2 pseudogenes are annotated in these 1,007 nt (G+C 76.6%); one reads left to right on the top strand and one right to left on the bottom strand.

The features are described 5' to 3' along the window. A pseudogene (locus AB0O00_RS41490) lies at positions 1-327 on the top strand (FAD-dependent oxidoreductase); the annotation flags it as partial. 58 nt (positions 328-385) lie between these two features. Here the strand turns inward: AB0O00_RS41490 and AB0O00_RS41485 are convergent. Continuing rightward, positions 386-1,007 (bottom strand): annotated as a pseudogene (locus tag AB0O00_RS41485) (hypothetical protein); the annotation flags it as partial.

The following is a 1,007-nucleotide window of genomic DNA, read 5'->3' as shown; positions in this document are numbered from 1 at the left end:
GCCTGCGGCGCCACCATCGGCGGCATGGGCACCGGCACGGCCGTCGTGGCCGCGTACGTCCTCGCGGGCGAGCTGGCCCGGGCGCGCGGCGACCACCGCACCGCCTTCGCCCGCTACGAGCGCCTGCTGCGCGGCTACGCCCAGGGGTGCCAGAAGGGCGGTGACCGCACCGGCCCGTTCCTGGCCCCGCGCACCGCGGGCGGCCTGCGGGTGCGCAACGCGCTGCTCAACCGGCGGTGGGTGCTGGACCGGATGCTGGAGCTGGGCAAGCAGGTCACCAGTGTCGAACTGCCGGACTACGAGAGTGAGGTGGGGATTCGGCGGTGAGGGCGTTCAGCGCGGACGTTCAGCGCGGACGTTCAGGGCGGGCGTTCAGTGCGGGCGTTCAGTGCAGCGGGGTGATCCGGGTGCCACTGTCCAGGACGGCTTCGACCTGGACGGCCGCGCGGGCCGGGCGGTCGACGGCGAGGATGTGGTCCGGGGCGGGGCGGTCGGCGGACCAGTCGGGACCCTTGACGGTGAGCCGGGCGACGCGCCGGCTCCCGGCGGCGAGCAGGAACTCGGTGCCCTGCGGGGAGCGCCACCACGTCGAGCCGACGGTGTCCTGCTCGAAGCGGCTGCACGCCCGGCCCTGGCCGCCGCCGGTGCGCTGGGGGCCGCGGGCGGAGGGCAGCAGGACGGCGGTCGCGGCGCTGCCGTCGCCGTTCCAGCGGTCGGCGCGCAGGCACATCCAGGCCGCGGTGCCCGCGTTCTGGGGGAGCGGCTGGACGGCGAACGCCCACAGTTCGAGCTGCTTGACGCCCGGGGTGCCGTCCGGGACGGCGCAGCCGCCGTGGGCCCAGGCCTGGAGCGCGTCCGGGCCGGTGGCCTCGCGGGGTTCGCGGGTGGGGGCGGCCTGGGTGCGGTCCGGCGGCGGGGTGTAGGTGAGGTGGGCAGGCACGAGGCCGCCGAGGTCGGCGAGCAGGAAGGCGTGCTTCTCGGCGATGACGGGGGAGGAGCGCAGTTGG

The sequence above is a fragment of the Kitasatospora sp. NPDC093558 genome (genome assembly GCF_040683475.1).
GTDB lineage: Bacteria > Actinomycetota > Actinomycetes > Streptomycetales > Streptomycetaceae > Kitasatospora.
Note: the sequence above shows the minus strand (reverse complement) of the source record. Positions and strands in the feature narration are given on the sequence as shown.